Origin of the sequence: Neobacillus drentensis, assembly GCF_036962765.1 — a bacterium.
GTDB lineage: Bacteria > Bacillota > Bacilli > Bacillales > Cytobacillaceae > Neobacillus > Neobacillus drentensis_C.
In genome coordinates this window covers 1-15,872 of record NZ_JBALOS010000175.1, presented here as the reverse complement: position 1 = coordinate 15,872, position 15,872 = coordinate 1, and the positions used below count along the sequence as shown (strand labels likewise).

Here is a 15,872-nt window from a genome sequence, read left to right as displayed (position 1 = left end):
ATGCGAAAATAGCCTTTGAAAAAGAAATTCTTCTAACAAATTTAGATGACACACCTAATCCGTGTCATATATCTTCAAATGGTATAACAAGGAGGTTCGCTCATGTCAGAATCCAGTACTACCAATTTACTTGAAATGCTAAGCATAACCAAACGATTTCCGGGGGTACTTGCTTTAGATAATGTGTCCCTTAAAGTAAAGCCCGGATCGGTTCATGCCTTAATGGGCGAAAATGGGGCAGGAAAATCGACACTCATGAAATGTCTATTCGGTATTTATTCAATGGATAAAGGCAAAATTCTTTTTGATGGAAAAGAGGTTTCCTTCGCTAATTCGAAGCAGGCGCTTGAAAATGGAGTATCGATGGTGCACCAAGAACTAAATCAGGTGCGTCAACAGAATGTTATGGATAATATCTGGTTGGGCCGTTATCCAAAAAAAGGTATTTTTATAGATGAGAAGAAAATGTATGAGGATACAGCAGCGATTTTTAAAAGTCTCGACATTAATATTGACCCACGCAGTAAGGTGAGTACGTTATCCGTTTCCGAAATGCAAATGGTGGAAATTGCAAAGGCTGTTTCCTACCATTCGAAAATTATTGTAATGGACGAACCAACCTCATCACTTACTGAGACGGAAGTCAATCATCTCTTTAGAATCATCAGAAGACTTCAAAGTGAGAATGTAGCGATTATCTATATTTCTCACAAAATGGAGGAAATCTTAAAGATTTCGGATGAAGTAACGATCATGCGGGACGGTCAATATATAGCGACGAAAAGCGCGAAAGATTTAACCACTGACGAAATCATCAAACTGATGGTTGGCCGTGACTTATCACAACGCTTCCCAGCTAAGGTAAACAAGCCAGGGGATGTCATTTTAAAAGTCACTGATTTGACTGGAGAAACACAGCCTTCTTTTTCAAATGTTAGCTTTGAACTAAGAAAAGGCCAAATATTAGGGATTGCCGGCTTGGTTGGTTCCAAACGGACAGAAGTTGTGGAAGCCTTATTTGGTATAAGGGGAATAACATCTGGAACGATTGAATTAAATGGCAAGGTTGTCAAAAATCATTCACCCCAGCATGCTATCAAAAATGGCTTTGCTCTTGTTACAGAAGAAAGAAGATCGACAGGAATCTTCCCTGATTTAAGTATCAGTTTTAACTCAATCATTTCGAACATGAAACAATATAAAACAAAAAGCGGGTTCTTATCAGACCGCAAAGTTGCCGACGATACGCAATGGGTAATTGATTCCATGAAAGTAAAAACCCCGTCGCAAAAAACATCTATCGGCAGTCTTTCAGGTGGTAACCAGCAAAAGGTGATTATCGGGCGCTGGCTGTTAACAAAACCGGAAATTTTATTACTAGATGAACCGACACGAGGAATTGATGTTGGGGCAAAGTTTGAAATTTACCAGTTAATTAACGAGTTAGCTGCTGAAGGAAAAGGAATTATCATGATTTCTTCAGAAATGCCAGAGCTATTAGGTGTTTCTGACCGAATTTTAGTTATGAGTAATGGAAAAGCAGCAGGGATCGTAGAAACGGCAACAACGTCCCAAGAAGAAATTATGCGCTTAGCAGCTTTGTATTAGGAGGAGATGCAAATGAATAAATCAGCTACACAAAAAAGCAGTATAACCAAATTGCTCTTTGATAATGTGATATATGTCTTTTTAATCCTGCTTGTCATTGGAATCGTAATTGCTTCTCCTGACTTTCTATCAGTTACTAACCTGATCAATATTTTAAGCCAATCATCTTCCCGAATTATCATCGCGCTCGGGATGGCAGGAATTCTGATTACCGCTGGGACAGATTTATCCGCCGGACGATTGGTCGGGCTTGCGGCGGTTGTGTCTGCGTCTATGCTGCAAGCGGGCGATTATGCTTATAAAATGTATCCGAATTTGCCTGAATTACCACTAATTGTTCCAATCCTAATTGCTATGGTTGCAACTGGTTTAATTGCTACATTAAATGGTGTGGTTGTCGCTAAATTACACGTACCACCGTTCATTGCCACATTAGGCATGATGATTGGTGTATACGGAATCACATCTATCTACTTTGACCGCCCGCCATATGGTGCACAGCCAATCGGTGGATTAAGCGAAAAATTTACAACATTTGCCCAACGTGGGATTCCAATTGGATCATATGAACTTCCATATCTAGTTATTTATGCGATTGTCACAACTGTGATTATCTGGGTTATTTGGAATAAAACTCAATTAGGTAAAAACATGTTTGCAATCGGGGGGAACCCTGAAGCAGCAAAAGTATCTGGTGTTAACGTTGCAAGAAACCTGATTATTATCTATATGATTGCAGGTCTATTATATGGCTTCTCTGGTACGCTTGAAGCTGGTCGTGTTGGTAGTGCGACAAACAATACAGGAAACATGTACGAACTCGATGCCATCGCAGCCTGCGTAGTCGGTGGTGTATCCCTATCTGGTGGGATTGGATCAGTACCAGGCGTAGTAACCGGGGTATTAATATTCCAAATCATCAACTACGGACTAGCCTTCCTTGGCGTAAGCCCATACATCCAATTCATCGTAAAAGGACTAATCATCGTAGTAGCCGTAGCCTTCGACATGCGCAAACACGCAAAGAAAAAATAAGATTGCTGGTGTCAGGCACCGTTCGTGGACATTTGTCCACGAGTGGTGCCTGACACCTTTTTTCATACAAACTATCAAACAATTTGTAGGTGGGATTTGATGTTTTGTCTAATGACAGGGCTTGGCAGTGGTGTATAATGAAGGTATTGACTGAATATTTACATAAATATCACCGTAAGGGATCTTTGGGTCCAAAAGCTGCTTCCTAACGAAAATCGGCAAATTTACGTTTTTATCCTCCATGTGATCTATGAAACAGATAACATGCACGTAATCTCATTTAAAAAAGGGGAGTGTTTAATCATGCAACGACAAAAGTTATTGATTAATGGAGAAAGACTGAAAACGACATTAGAACAATTTGCAAACTTTGGCCGGACAGAAAACAATGGGGTCACAAGGCTATCCCTTTCAAAGGAAGATATTCGGGTGAGGGATTATTTCCGTGCTTGCTGTGAGGAGTTAGGGCTAACAGTCACTGTTGATGATATGGGCTGCATGTATGCAACATTGGCTGGCACCGAAGATAAACCGCCAATTCTACTTGGCTCCCATTTGGATTCGGTGAAAAAAGGCGGCCGTTTCGATGGTGTCTTAGGGGTCGTGGCCGGTTTAGAAGTGGTCAGAACGTTGGTCGAAAATCAAATTAAACCACAAATCCCAATTACAATTGTGAATTTTACGAATGAAGAGGGGGCAAGGTTTGAACCATCCATGATGGCATCAGGCGTGCTCTCCGGAAAATTTGATAAGGAAGTTATGTTGAAAAAGGTAGATTCAGAGGGAGTTACCTTTGGGGAGGCCTTAAAGGCAAGCGGCTACGAAGGAGAAGTGGAGAATCGTTTGAAAGAGGCAGCTGCCCTTTTAGAACTCCACATTGAACAAGGCCCTATCCTTGAAAAAGAAGAGTTCTCAATTGGTGTGGTTGAATGTGTGGTAGGGATGGCCTGTTATGAGATTGAAATAACAGGAGAATCTGATCATGCCGGCACCACCCCTATGAGTATGAGAAAAGATGCCCTGTTTGCTGCGAATAACTTAATCAATGAAATTCGCAGGCGGTTGGGAGTATTGGATGAAGAGCTAGTCTTTACGATAGGAAGGGTGAACGTGTACCCAAGCATCCATACTGTCATTCCAAATAAGGTGATCTTTACTTTAGAAGCCCGCCATAAAGACATGGAAATTGTCCGCACGGTTAAAAACTTCATCGAAGCACTCCCAACATTAACGTCTTTAAATGAGGGCTGTGAAGTCAAAACAACAAAATTATGGGAGCGGGACACAGTCTGGTTTGAACCAGAAATCTGCAAGGCGCTAGAAGAATCGGCCCGGTCGCTTGGGTATTCCAATAAAAGAATGGTTTCAGGTGCTGGTCATGATGCCCAGTTCATTGCTAGTTTCGTGCCGACAGCGATGCTGTTTGTCCCTAGTATTAATGGAAAAAGCCATTGTGAAGAAGAATTAACCACGTGGGAAGACTGCGAAAAAGGGGTTAATGTTTTATTGGATACGGTTTTAACCATGCTGTCAAAATAATCGATTTTAAGGGAGACCTTTTCGCGATGCGGAAGGGTTTCTTTTTTTGAATGTGGGCCTTAGCATTCCAGCGTCCGAAAAATTCAGGAAGTCAAACGCTTTTGGAAAAGATCATGGGTCAAACGCCCATCATGAAGCTCTCAAAGAAGATGTACCTGAAGGGATGGGCGGGATCATTGAACGTGTTGCTGACTTCCGAAACTATAACAATTCAATTGGCTTTTCGTTTCGGTTCTTTGCAACAGGAATGAAAGCCAACACAGACATCAAGCTGTTGGCCATTAATGGTATTGAACCCAATCCTGAAAACATCGCGAGCGGAAAATATCCATTCACCGCCACCCTTTATGCGATTACAGTGAAGGACAACCACAAGCGGACAATTAACCCATTTCTGGATTGGATGAAGGGACCACAGGGCCAAGAGCTCGTTGAAGAGGTTGGCTATATAAAAGCGATGGAGGATTAGGAATGATTGACGGCGTCAGATTAAAAAGCGAGTAGCATGCCCAAATGCTCCCCGTTTTCTTTATATCGATCTGTTTAATAAGACTCTTTGAAAATATAGGTTTCGCCAAGAATTTCTCTTAATTCGTAATCATTGGATGGAAGGGCTTCTTGTATGAATGTGTTCACTTCAGTAGGCTCAAGGTCATATAATACTTCGATTTCTTTTGCGAATAATAACCCTTCTTTTTCAAGGAGGTTTGTAAGCAACGGCGGTGTCTTTCCTTTTACGGATTCAGTTCCTCCTAGTATCTGTTCAAGTCCCTTTATATAGTATTCGAGCGGACGTGAACCAACGATTTTGACGCCTTTATTCTCTTCATTTACCATAATCACGGTTGGAAATCCACGCACACCAAGGCTTCTGGCAAATGTCAAATCTTGATTTAAATATTCATGCCCATCTGAAAGACCGGATTCTCGCACTACTTGTTCCCCAGCCAACCCAATTTGATTGACGATGTTAATCAATACCTGTTCATCCCCGATGTTCTGGTTAAAGGCAAACACCGCTTCCCTCGCCCGGCGTAAAAAAGTACGTGCTAGATGTTCATCCTTTTGTTGAACCATTTTAAATACACGGGAGGGAGTATAAGAGGATTGAACTGGATTATCGAGCCATAATGTCCCGTCAATAGGCATGCGGGAGTACTCTCCTACTTCACGCCAGTGACCAGCAACATCTGAAGGGCTGCCGATGCCATTGGCTACGTCAGCAAATCCATCCCAATTTTCAAGTAATCCCCCCATCACTGTATGTAATTCAAAGTAATGTCCAAACTGCTCTTCAAATTTGCGCAAAACGGGCTCAAGCGCCCAGCAGTGTGAGCAAATGGGATCCGTTACATAATAAAGAGTAATTTTCTTTTGAGGTTGGTTTAGAACAATTGTCTCTAAATCATTATCTGATGCTTCACCACATACGCCTGTTTCTAAATCGCACACCATTTTATTAGTCATGGTTATCCTCTTTTCTTTATTTGTTCTTATATTTCTGCGCCCATTGCTGGATGGGGCCAAGTGCCATTGTCAAAGTTTTTCCCTTTTCAGTAAGTAGATACGAAATATGGACGGGTGAACCTGCTGTTACTTTTTTTTCAATTAACCCGAACTCAACCAGTTCATTTAGTTTTAACGAAAGGGCTCTCGGTGTAATATCTGCTATGTCCCGTTTGATTTCTGAAAAATGGGCTTGACCGTTGGGGCAGAGGGAAAGGTAATGGATTATAAGTCCATTCCATTTTTTACCTAATATTTCAAATGAATATTCCAAATAAGGGCAAATTTCCAATATACACACCTCACTTACTTTTAGTGTATATATGATATAAAAAATATATCAAGTATAAAAAGTATACTATATTTTCTTAAATGCTAGCCTTTGCCGAATGCCCTAAACAGGAAAGGGTGTAGCCGACATGATTGTGACAGAACTAGCCGCTTTTCGTGTAACCACAGAAGGAGTGATACTAGAAGAACTCCAAGATGGTGTCGAGCTTGAAACGGTTAAGGAAAAAACAGAAGCTTCATTCAAGGTTAATCCAGCCATTTTAAAAACAGCAAGGTAAATGGATTCCGAAAATACGGAAAATTCCGCCTCGTCGGAATCGAATAACCGAGAATTTCCGAATTTCCGGAATGTTAATCAAATATAATAAGCAGGGTATTGTGTTTAAGAGTTATGTAAAATAAAAATTTAGTATTATACTTGTATGATAATAAAGAAAATTTGTATTTTTCTAAATTCGGTTATGAATCTTGGCATGGAACTTGCATTTAAATAAGGTGAGCTTTTGGTTGTAAACGCTTACCTAACAAGGGGGTTCTGAAGCTTACTTAAAAAACAAAGGGGGATTTCAATGCAATTACTTATTATTCTTTTATCACTAGGGCTATTAATGTTTGTTGCCTACCGAGGATTTTCAGTTATCTTATTTGCACCGATTTGTGCACTTTTAGCTGTTTTACTCGTTGACCCAAGCCATGTTTTACCGTTCTTTTCCGGCGTTTTCATGGAAAAAATGGTCGGATTTATTAAATCTTACTTCCCGGTATTTTTATTAGGAGCGATTTTCGGAAAAGTGGTTGAAATGTCCGGGATTGCAGAATCGATCGCGAAGACGATCGTCCGTCTCCTTGGTGCAAAACGAGCGATGCTAACTATCGTATTATTAGGCGCTATATTAACGTATAGCGGTGTAAGCTTATTCGTAGCTGTTTTTGCTATTTACCCATTTGCTGCCCAAATGTTCAGAGAAGCAAATATCCCTAAGCGCTTAATCCCAGGAACGATCGCACTTGGTGCTTTCACATTCACAATGGATGCCCTGCCAGGGACTCCACAAATTCAAAACGTTATTCCCATTGCTTTCTTTAAAACAGATATTTATGCGGCACCAACACTTGGCATTATCGGCGCCATTTTTGTCTTAGGACTTGGACTCTTATATCTAGAAACACGCAGGAAAAAGGCAGCAAAAGCAGGAGAAGGCTATTTTGGATTTGGAAATGAGAATGCAGCCGCATTGGATTTGGCCAAGGCAAATCATAAGGAAGACGTAGTTGTTCCGGATTTAACTTCACAGCAATCTGTATTAAGACAAATCATGGCGTTTGTACCGCTTGTGTTAGTAGGGGTTACAAACAAACTGTTCATCACCTACATCCCAAAATGGTATCCGAACGGATTTGATTTTTCTGCGATTGGTTTAAAGGCTTATACAGTAGATGTACCTACTGTTGCAGCTATCTGGGCCATTGAAATGGCGCTAGTAGTTGGGATTATCACGACACTTGCCTTTGATTGGAAACGAGTAACCGTGAACTTTAAAGAAGGACTTAACTTAAGTATTGCCGGCGCCTTGCTTGCGACAATGAATACGGGTGCCGAATATGGATTTGGTGGAATTATTTCTTCTCTTCCTGGATTTACAAAAATTAGTGATGGCATTTCTAGTACCTTTACAAATCCGCTCGTTAATGGTGCGGTTACAACTAGTTCCCTTGCAGGTATTACCGGTTCTGCCTCTGGTGGTATGGGGATTGCCTTAGGCGCAATGGCTGATAAATACAATCAGGCGATTGCAGCAGCAAATATTCCACCAGAAGTTATGCACCGTGTTGTTGCGATGGCATCCGGTGGAATGGATACACTTCCACATAACGGCGCTGTCATTACGCTGCTTGCCGTGACAGGATTAACACACAAGCAATCGTACCGCGACATTTTCGCCGTAACGATTATTAAAACGGTAGCCGTTTTCTTCGTTATTGGTCTCTATACTTTATTTGGGATTATCTAAATCGTGGTGTGAAAATATAGAAAAATAGTTTTCTAGTTATTAAGGAGGATGCTCGTATGAGCAAATCATTAGCAGGAAAAACAGCATTTATTACAGGGGCTGCAAGTGGTATTGGATTAGAAATCGCGAAGACTTTTGCACAAGAAGGAGCAAAAGTGGTGATTTCAGATGTAAATGCTCCCAAAAGCGAAGAAGTGGCTGCTGAACTAAGAGAGCAAGGACTTGAAGCTATTTCTGCGCCATGTGATGTTACCGACGAGGAAGCGTTTAGAAGCAGCCTTGAGTTTGCTAATAAAACCTTCGGCAGCCTTGATATTTTAGTCAATAACGCAGGAATGCAGTATGTATCTCCCATCGAGGAGTTTCCTACTGAAAAATTCGAATTACTAGTCAAAATCATGTTAACCGCTCCTTTTATCGGGATTAAAAATGTATTCCCGATTATGAAGAAACAAGGTTTTGGAAGAGTCATCAATATGGCTTCGATTAATGGTGTGATCGGGTTTGCCGGCAAGGCTGCCTATAATAGTGCGAAGCACGGCGTCATTGGTTTGACCAAAGTGGCGGCATTAGAGGGTGCTGCGGACGGAATCACCGTAAATGCTCTCTGTCCAGGCTATGTGGATACGCCACTGGTAAGAAACCAATTGGGAGATTTAGCAAAAAGTCGGAATGTCAGTTTAGATCGTGTCATTGAAGAAGTACTCTTTCCGCTAGTTCCGCAAAAAAGGCTATTATCGGTAACAGAAATTGCAGATTACGCGGTCTTTTTAGCAAGTGACAAAGGAAGAGGTGTAACAGGTCAAGCAGTCATTCTAGATGGCGGATACACTGCCCAATAATTGCAAATAGTGAATCCTATTCGATTGTTCGAATAGGATTTTTATTTTGCATGAAAATACTTCCAATTTCTCAATCCTATGTCGTTATTTGATATAATGACAATGTCTAATGTGCAAAGGTGGGAAAAGAATGTTCGAAGGGCTTGAGGGAATCCCTGTTAATTGGCATAAGCAAATTATTAATCTATTAGCAGAAAGAATTGTCGTCGTTGATCATAATGGTATTATTCTTTACATAAATGAAGCATATTGTGAGTTTTTAGGAACAACCGTGAAAGATGCCATCCACCGGCCTGTACAGGATGTCATTGAAAATACACGCATGCACATCGTCGCCAAAACAGGGCAGAAAGAGCTTGCTGCTCTTCATCCGATTAATGACAGTGAAATGATTGCAAACCGTTTCCCCATCATGGAGGATGGAAAAGTAGTCGGAGCAGTCGGAACAGTCATGTTTCGCACTCCTGAGGAATGGCGGATGTATAAGACCAAAATACAAGGGCTTGTCGAAGAATTAAAGTATTATAAAACCAAACTTGAAAAAGATCTGAAAAGTAGATACCAATTCCATGATTTAATTGGAAAAAACTCTACTTTTCAAGCAACAAAGAAATTAGCAGAAAGAATATCTGGAAGCAACTCATCCGTTTTATTGATTGGTGATTCTGGGACAGGTAAGGAATTATTTGCACATGCCATCCATAATAGCAGCATGCGGGCATCCTTGCCTTTCGTGGCGATTAATTGTGCCTCTATACCTGAACATTTGCTAGAATCGGAACTATTTGGATATGATGACGGTGCATTTACAGGAGCAAAGAAAGGCGGCAAGAAGGGGCAGTTCGAAATTGCTGACAATGGGACCCTTTTTCTAGATGAAATTGGGGATATGCCACTCTCGATGCAAAGTAAACTTTTAAGAGTCTTACAGGAAAAAGAGGTTCAACGCGTCGGTGGTCAAAGGTCTATTTCTGTAGATGTACGAATCATTGCAGCGACCCACCGGGATTTAGAGAAGCTGGTGGAGGAAGGAAAGTTCCGCCAGGATTTGTACTACCGCTTAAATGTGATCAAATTAGAAATTCCCCCACTTCGTGAACGAAAAGAAGATATTCCACTCATCTCTCAAAGTCTATTAAAAAAATTAGAGAGAAAATTTTACCGCAAAGGTATTGTGCTATCGACTGAAGTAAAAGAAAGACTAATGCTGCATACATGGCCAGGAAACATTCGGGAGCTTGAGAATGTATTGGAACGATCCATTAATGTTCTAGATGGGAAAACGATTGAAGTGGTCCACCTGCCACTTTACTTACGTGAAATAGAGCATAAGACTACCTTTGTTAATGCTGCAAATTCCTCCAATCTTTTGTCGGCCCGAGAAACGCCGTTACAAATTTCCCCATTAAAAGAAACGCTTGCTCTTGCCGAAAAGGAAGCAATTCTAAATGCGTTAAAAGTGGCAAACGGCAATAAGCAGGAAGCGGCTAAATTATTGAATATCGGGAAAACGAGTTTTTATGAAAAGTGCAAATTATATGATATAAAATAGCAATAATTTCTTAGTTGTTGATGGGGATTAATCTCAATGTATAAAAGAAAATTATTCTATGGTAATAGTAACAACTCTAGTTTATGATAAGAGGAAATATTTCGAAAATATTTAGAGTGGGTGGAAGTAAGTTGATCCTGTTAGACTATATTGTTAATCTCGCAATTTTTTCACTGCTGGTGAGTACACCTTTAGTCATCTTTTCATTTATTAAATTTAGACCCATTAAGCTGATTCGCATTTGGACCTCTCTATATGCGGGAGTAGTTTCCGTTATCCTAATTATGCTGTCATTCCAACAACAGGAGTATTCTTATGATATCAGGTATGCCCCTGTGATTCTCATTTTTGCCTATCTTGGACCGCTGCCAGGATTAATTACAGGGCTAATTTCCTTACTCACAAGATTGTTGACAAGTGGTCAGTGGTACCCGGCTATTATTGGCTGGGGATTCTTGATGATGGGTTTTTCAGTCATTTATTACTATATTAAACGATTCACCGCGATTAAAAGAAGTTTCATCTTATTTGCTGCCTATATTGTGATGTATGGAATCACTGTCATTGTTTTTAACATATTTATTGATAACCCTATCTTTCATATCCAATATTTACTATTTGTGATGTTAGGGGTTATTATTGGTGCATTGCTTGTTGAGTCATATATGAAGCTGCATAGATTAAATTCTAGATTAACAGATATGTATAGGCTGGTTGAAGGAAGTGAATCCAAATACCGTCTTATCGCTGAGAATACATCCGACCTGATCATGGTTATGGATAAAGAGCAGGCGATCAGTTACTTTTCTCCTTCACACAAGATGGTTTTAGGGTTTCAATGCTGCGAGCTTGAGAGTTTTGAATTATGTAAGTTTATTCATCCTGACGATGTGAATCGGTTTCGAACGACCGTTAAATTGATGTTCGACAAGAAAGAATCACAATCAATGGAATTCCGATTAAAACACAAAGAAGGACATTGGATGGAATTCGAGTCACGCTGTATGCCTGTAAAAGGAGAGAATGATCTCATCGCAAATATTGTGATCATTAGCAGAGACATCTCTGAACGAAAGCAAGCTGAAGAAATTCTACTGCGATCGGAGAAATTATCGATTGTTGGGGAGTTAGCAGCAGGAGTGGCTCACGAAATTAGGAATCCACTAACCACGCTAAAAGGCTTCATGCAGCTTTATAAAAGGGGGGATAGTTCGATTGATGAATTGCTCCTTAGTGAGTTGGAGCGGATTGAAACGATTACGAGCCAGCTGCTTACTTTAGGGAAACCCCAAGCCGTTCAACTAAACCGAACGAATATCCTTGAATTAATTGAAGGTACACTTGAACTACTAGCCCCAGAGGCTTTGATGAGTAATATCCAATTTAAGCTGGATTTTGAAGAATCCGCTTACTTTATAATCTGTGAGAAGAATCAATTAAAGCAGGTTTTTCTAAATATATTAAAGAATGCAATGGAAGCTATGAAAGACGGGGGAGAAATTCATATCACCCTTCAGAGAGGAGCAGAAGATGAGTGCATCATTTCTGTACAAGATCAAGGCTGCGGAATCCCTGAAGAACTGCTGCCTCGTTTAGGCGAACCATTTTACACACTAAAGGAAAAAGGCACAGGCCTCGGATTAATGATTAGCCATAAAATCATCAAACAGCACCAAGGCAGCATTACCTTTAGCAGCAATGAAAAAGCAGGAACCTTAGTCGAAATAAAACTACCATCCGCTAGTTGAGAATGGTGAATTTAGTGATATGAGTGTCAATTTGTGTGTCAATCTGGGTGTCGATCTGGGTGTCAGGCACCACCCGTGGACAAATGTCCACGAGTGGTGCCTGACACCTTTTTGCGCTTAAGTAGAAGTTCATATTCAATTCATATATGCTTTGTATAATCGAGTGTGTAATCGTGAAACCAACGATATGGAGGTTTGTGATTATAGAAAGGATGTAAAGATATATGTCAGATGTGAAGAATGAGAAGGGGTGGCGCCAGTTTATTCGATTGGTTCAGCATACTAAACCCTCTAAGGTTCTCCTTTGTATCGCCCTGTTATTAAGTGTAGGGACCACTGTGGTGGGGCTATTAGTCCCCTTATTCACCAAAAATCTTATTAATGATTTTTCACTTAGTACCTTAAGTACAGCAAGAATAATTCTCCTTGTCTCGGCCATCTTACTCCAAGCGGTGGCCAGCGGGATATCCATTTATTTATTAAATCAGATCGGCCAATCGGTTGTGGCCGGGATTCGCGACCGTTTATGGAAGAAACTCCTCGTCTTACCAATCCCGTTCTATGATGAAAATCAAACGGGTGAAACGGTCAGCCGAATGACCAATGATACCGCAGTGGTAAAAGGCTTAATTACTGACCATCTCGCCAATTTCCTCTCAGGGACCATTTCTATCATTGGTTCGATTATAGTCTTACTTTTATTGGATTGGAAAATGGCTTTGTTGATGTTTATTGCTCTGCCGCTTGCAGCAGTCATATTAATGACACTTGGTCGAAAGATGCATCTGGTGTCCAAAGGAATGCAAACCGAAACAGCAAAGTTTACTTCAATCATTCAGCAAGTGTTATCAGAAATACGCTTAGTAAAAGCCTCAAATGCGGAAGCAATCGAATATAAGAATGGTAAAAGCGGCATCACCAAATTGTTTCAATATGGATTGAAAGAGGCGAAAATTCAAGCGCTTATTACTCCATTAATTGGTGTAGTCATCATGGTATTACTAGTCGTGATTCTTGGATTCGGTGGAATGAGAGTATCGTCGGGTGCATTACAGGCGGGGGACCTAGTTGCATTTATTATGTATCTTTTTCAAATCGTCATGCCATTGGGGCAATTGGCCGCTTTTTTTACCCAATTTCAAAAGGCAACGGGCGCCACAGAACGAATTATCACAATTATGGATATGACAGAGGAACAAGATGATTCCATGAGGGACGTTCAAAATATGAATCAACCGATAACTGTGGAGCATCTACATTATTCATATAAAAATGGGGAAGCGGTATTAAAAGATATCAGTTTTACCGCAGAAGCAGGGAAAGTGACAGCGATAGTCGGTCCAAGCGGGAGCGGGAAAACAACGTTATTTTCTTTATTGGTGCGGTATTACCAACCGCAACAAGGAATGATTCTCCTTGGGGAGGAGCCAATTAATGAATTCTCACTGTTTTCTTGGAGAAGCCAAATTGGCTATGTATCACAGGAAAGCCCAATTGTAGCAGGCACCATCCGTGATAATATATGTTACGGAATGGATAAACAAGTGGATGAGGCTGATTTACAAAGGGTAGCGAAAATGGCTTTTGCTGATCAATTTATTGCGGAACTGCCAAATGGATTTGACACCGAGGTCGGAGAACGAGGAATTAAATTATCTGGTGGGCAACGGCAAAGAATTGCGATTGCTCGTGCCTTTCTGAGGGATCCGAAAATATTAATGTTAGATGAAGCGACCTCCAGTCTTGATAGCAAATCGGAACAAGTGGTTCAACAAGCCTTACAGAATTTAATGAAGGGGCGAACCACACTCGTTATTGCCCACCGTTTGTCCACCGTCATTGATTCGGATCAAATTATCTTTTTGGACAAGGGGACCATTACCGGAAGCGGCACACATAAACAACTTGTACAAACTCACTCCTTATATCGTGAATTTGCCGAACAGCAATTACGGATTAGCGAACCTGTTTAATAGTTGGAAAGGGATGAGGGTAGATGACAAAGATTTTAATTGTCGATGATGATGCCAATATTCGTGAACTGGTCTTGCTTTTTTTAAAAAAGGAAGGATTTGAACTGTTTGAAGCAGCGGATGGGGTGCAGGCCTTACAGTTGCTCGAAAAAGTAAAGGTTGATTTAGCGATTATTGATATTATGATGCCAAACATGGATGGCTGGGAATTATGCCAAGCGATTCGTGAGTTCAGTGATATGCCGGTCTTAATGTTGACCGCCAAAGGCGAAACCTCACAAAAGGTGAAAGGTTTTGAACTGGGGGCGGATGATTACCTCGTTAAGCCTTTTGATCCTGTGGAATTAACAGCCAGAGTCAAAGCCGTATTAAAACGGTATAAAATAACGGTCTCACAAACCATAACCATTGATGACTTTAGGCTGAACCGAAGAAACCATGAAATTTCTTTTAAAAATAAGGAAATTACCATTCCGTTGAAAGAATTTGAACTGTTGTTTAAATTAGCTAGCTACCCTGGAAAAACATTTTCACGAGAGGTATTGATTGAAGATATTTGGGGCTATGACTATGAAGGGGATGAACGAACGGTCGATGTGCATATTAAAAGGTTAAGAGAGCGGTTCTCAGAAGAAGAATTTCCGTTTCGGATTCAGACGATACGGGGATTAGGCTACCGCTTTGAGGTAAAACAATGAAGATCAAACGGTTTTTCCAGCATTTATTTGGGATGACTTTTTTCATTGTATTTGTTTCTATTAGTTTTTCAGCAGGGTATTTCATCGTCTCAGGAATCTATCAACTTTTCGATCTTCAGACATCCGATTATATTCGTCACATGGCAGAAGTCGTCAGTAGTATCTTGACGATGGTGTTAATTGGGTTTGTGATTGCGTTATTTACGAACTCTAGGCGTCATAATCTCTTTCATGAAGTACTGGAGGCATTAAGCAGGATTGCGAAGGGGGATTTTAATGTATACCTCGATCTAAAAGTAGGCAGAGCCAATCAATTTACTAAACTGATCGATCATATCAATCATATGGCTAAGGAATTAAAGCAAATGGAAGAGTTGCGCCAGGAATTTATTTCTAATGTCTCACATGAAATTCAGTCGCCGCTAACGTCAATAATGGGGTTTGCCCAAGCCCTCCAAAACGATCAGCTAACAAACGAAGAAAGAAACCATTATCTCAATATCATTGAAACGGAAAGCAGAAGGTTATCAAAGTTAAGTGATAATCTCATGAAATTGACCTCACTAGAATCTAAACATCATCCCTATGAGCGGAGAAGCTATCGGTTAGATCAACAAATACGGACGATCATTTTAGCCTGTGAACCGCTTTGGTTGGAAAAGGATCTGGAATTAGATGTGTCTCTTAAGAAGGTCATTATCACCGCGGATGAGGATTTGATGAGTCAGGTTTGGACCAACCTCATTCACAATAGTATTAAATTTACGCCTAGTCAGGGGATGATCCGTGTTCAACTCGAAAAGGTAGATGACAAAACGATCGTGAACATTACGGATACGGGGATTGGCATCTCGAAAAAAGACCAAATCCATGTGTTTGAACGATTCTACAAGGCCGATAAGGCAAGGGACCGTTCAAAAAGCGGGAGCGGATTAGGACTCTCCATCGTAAAAAAAATCATCGAACTCCACGATGGAACCATCTTAGTAGAAAGCGAAGAAGGAAAAGGAACTACCTTTACCATTACACTATAATCAACCTTTCAGTGTTGTTTTGGGTGTCAGGCAC

14 protein-coding genes are annotated in these 15,872 nt (G+C 40.6%); 12 read left to right on the top strand and 2 right to left on the bottom strand.

Annotated elements, in window-relative coordinates; all coding sequences use genetic code 11:
* The first annotated feature begins 102 nt into the window (after positions 1 to 102).
* The 4 genes from mglA to V7137_RS20940 all read left to right on the top strand — a co-directional run bounded on the left by mglA (position 103) and on the right by V7137_RS20940 (position 4,651).
* Positions 103 to 1,608, top strand: a complete 1,506-nt coding sequence (mglA, locus tag V7137_RS20955) for a galactose/methyl galactoside ABC transporter ATP-binding protein MglA (RefSeq protein ID WP_335699868.1) — start codon at positions 103 to 105, stop codon at positions 1,606 to 1,608.
* Positions 1,609 to 1,620: 12 nt separating this feature from the next.
* The gene (mglC, locus tag V7137_RS20950) at positions 1,621 to 2,643 is read left to right on the top strand and encodes a galactose/methyl galactoside ABC transporter permease MglC (protein WP_335699867.1); all 1,023 of its coding nucleotides are present in this window, start codon (positions 1,621 to 1,623) and stop codon (positions 2,641 to 2,643) included.
* Between the two features lie 303 nt (positions 2,644 to 2,946).
* On the top strand, positions 2,947 to 4,182 hold the full coding sequence (locus V7137_RS20945) for a Zn-dependent hydrolase (RefSeq protein WP_335699866.1): 1,236 nt from the start codon (positions 2,947 to 2,949) through the stop codon (positions 4,180 to 4,182).
* Between the two features lie 46 nt (positions 4,183 to 4,228).
* Complete coding sequence (locus V7137_RS20940; RefSeq protein WP_335699865.1) at positions 4,229 to 4,651, top strand: PstS family phosphate ABC transporter substrate-binding protein; 423 nt, start codon at positions 4,229 to 4,231, stop codon at positions 4,649 to 4,651.
* Between the two features lie 74 nt (positions 4,652 to 4,725).
* Here V7137_RS20940 and V7137_RS20935 read toward each other — a convergent pair whose 3' ends face one another.
* Both V7137_RS20935 and V7137_RS20930 read right to left on the bottom strand, forming a co-directional pair.
* Complete coding sequence (locus tag V7137_RS20935; RefSeq protein ID WP_335699864.1) at positions 4,726 to 5,649, bottom strand: DsbA family protein; 924 nt, start codon at positions 5,647 to 5,649, stop codon at positions 4,726 to 4,728.
* 16 nt (positions 5,650 to 5,665) lie between these two features.
* Complete coding sequence (locus tag V7137_RS20930) at positions 5,666 to 5,980, bottom strand: winged helix-turn-helix transcriptional regulator (protein ID WP_218347963.1); 315 nt, start codon at positions 5,978 to 5,980, stop codon at positions 5,666 to 5,668.
* Between the two features lie 127 nt (positions 5,981 to 6,107).
* Between V7137_RS20930 and V7137_RS20925 the strand changes: the two genes are divergently transcribed.
* The 8 genes from V7137_RS20925 (at position 6,108) to V7137_RS20890 (ending at position 15,838) form a co-directional block, all read left to right on the top strand.
* The gene (locus V7137_RS20925; RefSeq protein WP_335699863.1) at positions 6,108 to 6,257 is read left to right on the top strand and encodes a hypothetical protein; all 150 of its coding nucleotides are present in this window, start codon (positions 6,108 to 6,110) and stop codon (positions 6,255 to 6,257) included.
* 291 nt (positions 6,258 to 6,548) lie between these two features.
* Complete coding sequence (locus V7137_RS20920) at positions 6,549 to 7,991, top strand: GntP family permease (RefSeq protein ID WP_218347961.1); 1,443 nt, start codon at positions 6,549 to 6,551, stop codon at positions 7,989 to 7,991.
* 56 nt (positions 7,992 to 8,047) lie between these two features.
* A complete protein-coding gene (locus tag V7137_RS20915) occupies positions 8,048 to 8,833 on the top strand; it encodes a 3-hydroxybutyrate dehydrogenase (RefSeq protein ID WP_335699862.1) in 786 nt (261 codons plus the stop codon).
* A 130-nt stretch (positions 8,834 to 8,963) separates the two neighbouring features.
* Positions 8,964 to 10,385 carry a sigma-54 interaction domain-containing protein gene (locus tag V7137_RS20910; RefSeq protein WP_335699861.1) on the top strand — a complete coding sequence of 474 codons (1,422 nt, stop codon included), beginning with the start codon at positions 8,964 to 8,966 and terminating at the stop codon, positions 10,383 to 10,385.
* 131 nt (positions 10,386 to 10,516) lie between these two features.
* Positions 10,517 to 12,133: an ATP-binding protein gene (locus V7137_RS20905; protein WP_335699860.1), complete on the top strand. Its 1,617-nt coding sequence runs from the start codon at positions 10,517 to 10,519 to the stop codon at positions 12,131 to 12,133.
* Positions 12,134 to 12,357: 224 nt separating this feature from the next.
* Entirely contained in the window at positions 12,358 to 14,106 is a 1,749-nt protein-coding gene (locus V7137_RS20900; RefSeq protein ID WP_335699859.1) for an ABC transporter ATP-binding protein, read from the top strand.
* Between the two features lie 23 nt (positions 14,107 to 14,129).
* Positions 14,130 to 14,804 carry a response regulator transcription factor gene (locus V7137_RS20895; RefSeq protein WP_335699858.1) on the top strand — a complete coding sequence of 225 codons (675 nt, stop codon included), beginning with the start codon at positions 14,130 to 14,132 and terminating at the stop codon, positions 14,802 to 14,804.
* Positions 14,801 to 15,838 (top strand): sensor histidine kinase, encoded by a 1,038-nt coding sequence (locus V7137_RS20890; protein WP_335699857.1) that lies wholly within the window; start codon positions 14,801 to 14,803, stop codon positions 15,836 to 15,838. The genes V7137_RS20895 and V7137_RS20890 overlap by 4 nt, the downstream gene beginning before the upstream one ends.
* Positions 15,839 to 15,872: the final 34 nt, after the last annotated feature.